Annotated in this window: 6 protein-coding genes and 1 pseudogene; 3 read left to right on the top strand and 4 right to left on the bottom strand. The window is 74.5% G+C overall.

Going from position 1 to position 7337, the window contains the following annotated elements; genetic code table 11:
* Positions 1-256 precede the first annotated feature (256 nt).
* The 3 genes and pseudogenes from C1A33_RS16590 (at position 257) to C1A33_RS16580 (ending at position 4634) form a co-directional block, all read left to right on the top strand.
* Positions 257-1177 (top strand): phosphatase PAP2 family protein, encoded by a 921-nt coding sequence (locus C1A33_RS16590; RefSeq protein ID WP_243407628.1) that lies wholly within the window; start codon positions 257-259, stop codon positions 1175-1177.
* Positions 1178-1234: 57 nt separating this feature from the next.
* A pseudogene (locus C1A33_RS16585) lies at positions 1235-2674 on the top strand (NAD(P)/FAD-dependent oxidoreductase); the annotation flags it as partial.
* On the top strand, positions 2658-4634 hold the full coding sequence (locus C1A33_RS16580) for a PAS domain S-box protein (RefSeq protein WP_101832394.1): 1977 nt from the start codon (positions 2658-2660) through the stop codon (positions 4632-4634). The pseudogene C1A33_RS16585 and the gene C1A33_RS16580, both read left to right, overlap by 17 nt.
* Positions 4635-4684: 50 nt before the next feature.
* Here the strand turns inward: C1A33_RS16580 and C1A33_RS16575 are convergent, their stop codons facing one another.
* From C1A33_RS16575 to C1A33_RS16560, 4 genes are all read right to left on the bottom strand, one after another.
* On the bottom strand, positions 4685-5377 hold the full coding sequence (locus C1A33_RS16575; protein ID WP_101832393.1) for a histidine kinase: 693 nt from the start codon (positions 5375-5377) through the stop codon (positions 4685-4687).
* On the bottom strand, positions 5374-5760 hold the full coding sequence (locus tag C1A33_RS16570) for a response regulator (RefSeq protein ID WP_243407627.1): 387 nt from the start codon (positions 5758-5760) through the stop codon (positions 5374-5376). Before C1A33_RS16570 ends, C1A33_RS16575 begins: the two co-directional genes overlap by 4 nt.
* 186 nt (positions 5761-5946) lie before the next feature.
* Positions 5947-6900 (bottom strand): ribokinase, encoded by a 954-nt coding sequence (locus tag C1A33_RS16565; protein ID WP_101832392.1) that lies wholly within the window; start codon positions 6898-6900, stop codon positions 5947-5949.
* A 122-nt stretch (positions 6901-7022) separates the two neighbouring features.
* The coding region (locus C1A33_RS16560; RefSeq protein WP_115537965.1) for a diguanylate cyclase domain-containing protein at positions 7023-7337 on the bottom strand (315 nt) is incomplete at its 5' end.

The following is a 7337-nucleotide window of genomic DNA, read 5'->3' as shown; positions in this document are numbered from 1 at the left end:
CTGTCGGGGGCGCGTGTGGGGTGCTCGCACCGGGTGGGGAGGAGTACGGATGGGCTGGGCTGCGCCTACGGACTCGGCCGACCAGCGGCGACCGGCGGTGCGATCCCCGTTGTCGCGTCATGCCCTGGGGATGCCGGTGGCGCCGCCCCAGCGCGGGGCTCCGAGAGCCGGCGGCCCTGTCTCAGGCGGGTCTGCCACCAGCGGATCCTCGTCGGACGGGTCTGCGCCAGGCGGGTCATCGTCGGGAGGGTCGGCGGTGGTCGCGCGGGCGGCGGGACTGCGCCGGGTGGTCGGCACGGCGGCGTACGCGGCCAGCCAGCTGCTGCTCATCGCCCTGCTCTATGTGACGTACAGCCTCAGCCGGCACCTGGCCGCCGGGCGGGAGGGCTCGGCGCTGACCGCCGCCGGGCACGTCTGGCGCCTGGAGCGTGCCCTGTACCTGCCGAGCGAGGCGACCGTCCAGCGCCTGGCGCTGCACGCGGAGTTCCTCATCCGGGCGGCGGACTGGTTCTACATCGTCGTCCACTTCCCGTCGGTCATCGTCCTTCTGCTGTGGGTGTTCGTCCGGCACCGCCGTCACTGGACGCGGATCCGCAACATTCTGATCATGACGACCGGGATGGCGCTCGTCATCCACCTGCTGTATCCGCTGGCGCCGCCGCGGTTCCTGCCGCAGGTGCTGAATGTGCCGCTCGTCGACACCGGCAAGGTATACGGGCCGTCGCCCTACGGGGAGGGCAGCGGCGGCATCGCCAACGAGTACGCGGCGATGCCGAGCCTGCATGTCGGCTGGTCGCTGATCGAGGCCTGGGCGGTCATCACGATCCTGCGTCATCGTGCCCGCTGGATCGCCGTCCTGCATCCCGTGCTCACCACGATGGTCGTCGTCGTCACGGCGAACCACTACTGGCTCGACGCGGTGGTGGGCAGCACCCTCGTGGTGATCTCGATCGTGGTACTGGACCGGGTGCGCCGGCTGTGGGCCCAGCGGGCCGAGCAGGCCGAGGCCGAGCGGGTCGAGGTCGAGCGGTCCGAGGGCAAGCGGGTCGAGGGCGAGCGTTCGGGGAGTGTCCCCTCCGAGGTCGTGGCGCCCTGCCCGCGGCGTCCGGAGGAGTCCGCCGACGGCCGGTCGGACGACGCGCGCGACTCGCCGGAGGTCGCGGCTCCGCCCCGATAGCGATCCACCCGCTGTCCGGGGTACGAACGGGGGACGCGGACGCGGGACACGGAATGGTGGGTGGCCATGCAGACGGCCGATGTGGCGATTGTGGGCGCGGGGCTCGCGGGGCTGTCGGCGGCCACGCTGCTCGCTGACGAGGGGCTGGAGGTGGTCGTCTGGGAGGCGGCGGACGACGTCGGTGGGCGGGTGCGGACCGACCTGGTCGACGGGTTCCTCCTCGATCGCGGCTTCCAGGTGCTGCTGCCGGCCTACCCGGAGGTGCGCCGAAGGATCGACCTGCCGGCGCTGCGGCCGCGGCCGTTCGTGCGGGGGTTGCTGGTGCGCGACGGGGTGCGCTCGGTACTGCTGGGCGATCCGGCCGGGACGCCGGCGGCGCTCGGCGGCCTGGTCCCGGGCAGAGCGCTGGGGCTGGCGGACATCACCCGGCTCGCCGCCCTGACCGCCCGCGACCGACTGGCGCAGCCCTCGGCGCTGGTCGCCGGGCCCGAACGGCCCACCCGCGCGGATCTGCTGGCCCGCGGGGTGTCGGCGCGGGCCGTCGACGGGGTGCTCGCACCGCTGCTGCGCGGCGTCTTCCTGGAGGACGAGCTGGCCACCTCGGCCCGGTTCTTCCATCTTGTGTGGCGCAGTCTCGCCGCCGCGGCGCCGGTGCTGCCCGCGGAGGGCATGGCGGCGCTGCCCCGCCAGCTGGCGGCCCGGCTGCGGCCGGGGACGGTGCGGACCGGCTGCCCGGCGGACATCGTCACCAGCGGCGGGGTGCGCTCCCGGGACGGCGGGTCGCTGCGCTGCCGGGCGGTCGTCGTCGCCACCGACGCGACGACGGCGGCCCGCCTGCTGCCGGGCATCGCCGAGCCCACCTGGCACGGGGTGACCACCTACTACTTCACGGCGGACGAGCCGCCGCTGCGCCGCGGGGTGCTCGTCGTGGAGGGCCGCGCCGATCCGCGCCGGTCCGCCGCGGGCCGCCGGTCGGGGCCGGTGCTCAACACGGTGGTTCTGAGCGAGGTCGCGCCGTCGTACGCCCCGGCGGGGCAGGCGCTGATCGCCGCGTCGGCGCTCGGCGTGCACGAGGACGAGGCGGCGGTGCGGACGCACCTGAGCACCCTGTACGGCACCGACGCCCGGGGCTGGGCGCTGCTGGCCCGCTATCCGGTGGCGCGGGCACTGCCGGCGATGACGAGCCCGCACGTGCTGCGCCGGTCGGTCCGCACGGCGCCGGGCGTCTACGTCTGCGGTGATCATCGGGACACGAGCTCGATCCAGGGGGCGCTGTTCTCGGGGCGCCGCGCCGCCGAGGCGGTCCTGGCCGACCTCGGTGTCACCCCCCCGGACGATGGATCGACATCCGGTGACGGAACACTCTTAGCTGCACGTTCAGCCCGGAAGGTGCGGGGGGTACCACCCGTCAGGGTGATGATGGCATGGCGGGATCGGCGCTACGATCTGTCAGTCTGTAGCACGATGTTCACCCCGTGGGGTGGTTCACCTGGATGACAGCGTTAGCTTCCTGGCCAGCGGCCTGCTGGACGCCGCGCCGGACGCGATCGTCGGCGTCCGCGCGGACGGGCGGATCGCGCTGGTCAACGCACAGGCCGAACGGCTGTTCGGCTATACCCGGAGGGAACTGCTTGGCGAGCCCGTCGAGATCCTGATCCCCGAGACGGCTCGGGCCCTGCACCCGGACCATCGGGCCTCCTATCTGCGTGATCCGCAGCCGCGGCCGATGGGTCTGGGGATGGAGCTCGCCGGCCGGCGCCGCGACGGTACCGAGTTCCCGGCGGAGATCTCGCTGTCGGCGATCCAGGCGCCGGAGGGGATGGTCATCACCGCGGCCGTCCGGGACGTCACCGACCGCAAGCGTGCGGAGGCGAAGTTCCGCGCACTGCTGGACTCGGCGCCGGACGCCATCGTCGGTGTGCTCGGCGACGGCCGTATCGAACTCGTCAACGCCCAGGCGGAGCGGCTGTTCGGTTACAACCGTGAGGAGCTGCTCGGCCAGCCGGTCGAGATCCTTGTCCCGGAAGCGGCGCGGGCGGTGCATCCGCGCCATCGCACCCGCTACTTCGCCGACCCGCAGCCACGCCCGATGGGCGCGCAGATGCAGCTCGCCGCCCGCCGTCGCGACGGCACCGAGTTCCCCGCCGAGATCTCCCTGTCCGCGCTGGAGACGGAGGAGGGCCTGCTCGTGTCGGCGGCGATCCGCGACGTCACCGAACGGCTGGAGGCCCAGGCCGAGCGGGAACGGCTACGCGCGCAGGCGGAGCGCAAGCGGATCGAGGCCCAGCTGCATCAGTCGCAGCGGCTGGAGAGCCTCGGCCAGCTCGCCGGCGGGGTGGCGCACGACTTCAACAACCTGCTCGGCGTGATCATCAACTACACGGCGTTCGTGTCCGAGGTGGTGGCGGCCGCGGCCGAGCGCGACGGCGGTGAGTGGGAGCCGGCGCGGCGCGACATCGAGCAGGTCCAGCGGGCCGCCGAGCGGGCCACCCAGCTCACCCACCAGCTGCTCGCCTTCGGCCGCCGGGAGGTCGTCCAGCCGCGGGTGCTCAACCTCAACGACGTCGTGCGCGACATCGAGGAGATGCTGCGGCGCACCCTCGGTGAGCACGTCGACCTGATCACCCTGCCCACCGCGGACGCCTGGCCGGTGTTCGCCGACGCCGGCCAGCTGGAGCAGGTGCTCGTCAACCTGGCGGTGAACGCCCGCGACGCGATGCCCACCGGCGGGAAGCTCACCATCGACACGTCCAACATCCACATCCTGGATGACGTCGCGATGGAACGCCCCGGCCTCAAACCCGGCCGGCACGTCAACCTGCGCATCAGCGACAGCGGCACCGGCATGTCCACCGAGACGATCAACCGTGCCTTCGAGCCGTTCTTCACCACCAAGCGCAAGGGCGAGGGCTCCGGGCTGGGCCTCGCGACCGTGTACGGCATCATCACCCAGGCCGGCGGCCATGCCGAGATCTACTCCGACGTGGGCCTGGGGACCACGGTCAGCATCCTGCTCCCGGCGGTGGACAGCGTCGTGGCTGCTCCCGAGCCGATCTCGGACGCCGACGTGCTGACCGGCGGCGAGACCATCCTCGTCGTGGAGGACGAGCGGGCGATGCGGGAGGTGACCCGCCGTCTGCTGGCCCGCAACGGCTACCAGGTGATCACCGCGGCCGAGGGCCACCGCGCCGCGGAGCTCGCCGCCACCCACCCGGCGGAGATCCACCTGCTGCTGACCGACGTCGTCATGCCGCAGGTGCTCGGGCGGACGGTGGCCGAGCTCGTCCGCCGGCACCGGCCGGGGATCCGCGTGCTGTACATGTCCGGGTACGCCTACCCGGTGCTGGCCCACAACGGCACGCTCGACCCGGGCCTCACCCTGCTCGGCAAGCCGTTCTCCGAGCGGGTGCTGCTCGCGAAGGTCCGCGAGGTCCTCGACGGCCCTGCCGACGGCTGACAGCTGATCGGCTGACAGCCTCGCGGCGCTCGGGTCGCCGCCGTCGGTCCTCAGCGCCCCGCGGCCGGGCGCGGTGGGCGGGGCACGTGCAGCGCGGCGCTCCAGGTGGTGGTCGCGGGATCATCCGTCACGGTGGCGCCGATCAGGTCGGCGAGGGGACGCAGCAGGGCGGCGGGCGCGGGGTCCTGGTCCGCGGCCGAGCCCGGTCGCGGACCAGGCGGGCGGACACGCAGCCGCAGGGCGAGCCCGTCCGGCCCGGACTCGGCGGACAGCCAGGCATGCTCCCCGCGGCGGTGCGGGCTGCCCGCCGTCAGCAGCAGCTGGACGGCCCCGAGCACCACGGCGACCTCGGTGAGGGTCGGCGGATGCGCCTCGACCCGCAGCTCGGTGTCGAGCCGGTCGACGAGCAGGCCGTCGACGCGCTGCGTGAGGCCAGCGATGAGGGCCGCGCGGGCGTCGTGGGCGAGGCGGAACACGCTCGGCGCCTGCAGCCCCACGGTTGTGAGGCGCAGCCGGTTCTCGACGGCCAGCACGCGTTCGGCGGGCCCGGCCGGCAGCCGCCGGCGGACACTGGCGAGCTCCAGCAGGATCGCGGTGAACTCCTGCATCGGCCCGTCGTGCAGCCGGTCCGCGGCCGCCCGCTGCGCCCGCTCCTGCAGGTCGATCACCAGGCGCAGCAGCTCGTGCACCCGGGCGACGGCCGTATCGGCGGAGGGCGGCTCGTCGCCGCTGGGCGCCGTCACCGCGCGTCGGGCCCCGGCGCGGCCCGCAGCACCTCGTGGATGGCGGACAGCAGGCTGTCGGCGGTGAACGGCTTGGCCACGACCGGGATGCCGGCGGGCACCGGATCCACCCCGGCGGCGCCGGTCAGGATGGCGAAGCGGCGGCGCGCCGCCGGGTCGTCGCGGCACAGCTCGGCGATCAGGTCGGTGCCCGGCCGGTCGCCGAGGCGCAGGTCGACGAGGATGACGTCGAAGCCGGCGGCGCCCAGCCCCAGCGCCTGGTCGACCGAATCCGCGACGCTGACCTGGAAGCCCTCGGCGAGCAGGATCCGCTCCAGCAGCGCGCGCAGCATCTCGTTGTCGTCGACGACGAGCACCCGCGGCCCGCCGGTTGGAGCGTTCATGTCGCCACCCAGCCTCCGCTGCCGTCCCGCCGGCGGGAAGGCCCATTTCGCCGCAACGGTACCGGTAGCCACCCGGCCACCGGGGGCGGCGGGGAACAATCGCATGCACCGTTGTGGCGACGGTCCGCGTCGTTGCCTGCGCGGTGGGGGCCGGGTGAGCGCGATCACCCCTGGCCTGGTCGGTCCTTACGAGCCGACGCGCCCGGTGAGCAGGGCGTCGAGCTCGGCGCGGGTCGGCATCGCCGCCCCGGCACCGGGGCGCTGCACGGCGAGGGAGGCCGCGAGGTTCGCGTGGAACAGCGCGGTGGCGGCGGGCAGCCCGGCGGCGAGGCCCGCGCCGAACGCGCCGCAGAAGCAGTCGCCCGCCCCGGTGGTGTCGACGACCGGCACCTGCGGCGCCGCCAGGGTGACGACGGCGTCGCCGATCCGCGCGCAGGTGCCGGCACCGCCGAGGGTCACGACGATGTCGGCGGTCGGGCCGGCGCCGTCGGCGAGCAGCCCGCGCACCGCGGCCACGGCGGCCGTCGCCGCGAGGTGCGGCAGGCCGGCCGCCTCGGGCACGAGGCCGGCGAGTTCGTGCTCGTTCACGACCAGCACGTCGACGGCCGCCCGCACGTCGGCCGCCAGCGGGTCGGCCGCCATCGGCCGGTGGGGGGCGGCGTTGAGGACCGTGCGGGCTCCGGCGGCCCGGGCGCGTGACAGCGCCTGCGCGTTCGCCGACGCGGGGATCTCCTGCTGGAGCAGCACGACGTCGTCGGGCCCGAGGCCGAGGCCGTCCAACGCGGCGGCGGAGACGGCGGTGTTGGCGCCCGGCACGATCGCGATGACGTTCTCCCCGGCGTCGTCGACCATCGTCACGGCTGTGCCGGTGACACTGTCGAGACGGACCAGGCAGGTGACGTCAATCGCCTCGCCGCGCAGGAACTCATGCAGCACGGCGCCGAAGCCGTCGGAGCCGACCGCGCCGACCAGGACGGTGGGCGCGCCCAGCCGACTGGCGGCCACCGCCTGGTTGGCACCCCTGCCGCCCGGGGTGAACACGACCGCGGAGCCGGCGACCGTCTCACCCGGCTGGGGGATGCGGTCGACCCGGGTGGTCACGTCCATGTTCGTCGAACCGACCACGACGACCCGTCCCATCCACGCACCCCCTGTGACCTGGTCATCCGGTCAGCCCGGTGGCTGGTCAGCCCATGGTGGCAGAGCCCGCGCGCACGGGACGGCCGGACGCGTGTGAGCATGGCGGCGCGCGGGTGCGGCGCTCAGCGCGCGGCGGGGTCCATCGCCCGGCCGGCCCGGGCGGCCCGCTTCGCCTCGTACATGCGGCGGTCCGCGTGGCGTACGACGGTGTCGGGGCTGGGCTGGCCGCCGTCGGCGCCGACGCTGCGCGACGAGGCGACGCCGACGGTGGCCCGCATGGCGATGGTGTGGCCGCGCACCGTCACCGGAGCGGCGACCGCCTCGCGGACCTCGCGGGCGGTGGCCCGCAGTGTCTCCGCGTCGGTGTCGGGCAGCACCATCACGAACTCGTCGCCGCCGAGCCGGAACACGCCGCCCACCGCGCCGCCCCCCAGACC

Origin of the sequence: Frankia canadensis (assembly GCF_900197875.1) — a bacterium.
Taxonomy (GTDB): Bacteria; Actinomycetota; Actinomycetes; order Frankiales; family Frankiaceae; genus Frankia; species Frankia canadensis.
This window is presented reverse-complemented; position numbering and strand designations above follow the sequence as displayed.

Coding starts and splice junctions, on each gene's coding strand:
- C1A33_RS16570 (WP_243407627.1), bottom strand. CDS start 5,760: ATGAACGCTCCAACCGGCGGGCCGCGGGTGCTCGTCGTCGACGACAAC.
- C1A33_RS16565 (WP_101832392.1), bottom strand. CDS start 6,900: ATGGGACGGGTCGTCGTGGTCGGTTCGACGAACATGGACGTGACCACC.